Below are 356 nucleotides of genomic sequence, written 5' to 3'. Positions count from 1 at the left end.
GGCTACTGCTGTGAAGGCAAGCGGCTCAAAAATAACCCCCGCTACTGAATTTGGAAATAACGGGCTGTTCAAACGGTTTAAAATGACTGCTGCAATAGCAACCTGCCCCTCGTACGGCTCGCCCCGGGCTTCGCCATAAACCGCTTGAGCAAGCAGCCTGATATCGTTGTTGGAAAATCCACCAGGCATGTTCGCTGCTACCGCATCCTGTTTTCTTGCTTTTGCTGGTGTATTGTTTTGCTGTTTATTCGCATTCGCTTTAGGCTGCTGCGTTGTTTTTTCCGCAGGCTGTTTCTGCCTCGCTTCCGCTTGCTGTCTTGCTTTTTGTGTTGCTGCTTTTGACGGTTTCGTCTGAT

At 49.7% G+C, this 356-nt stretch carries 1 protein-coding gene; it reads right to left on the bottom strand.

What is annotated here, in order from left to right; genetic code table 11:
* On the bottom strand, positions 1–356 hold a 356-nt coding region (locus tag AY633_RS14725), incomplete at both ends, for a cell wall hydrolase (RefSeq protein ID WP_186008784.1).

The sequence above is a fragment of the Planococcus maritimus genome (genome assembly GCF_001592825.1).
GTDB classification, from domain to species: domain Bacteria; phylum Bacillota; class Bacilli; order Bacillales_A; family Planococcaceae; genus Planococcus; species Planococcus maritimus_C.
Note: the sequence above shows the minus strand (reverse complement) of the source record. Positions and strands in the feature narration are given on the sequence as shown.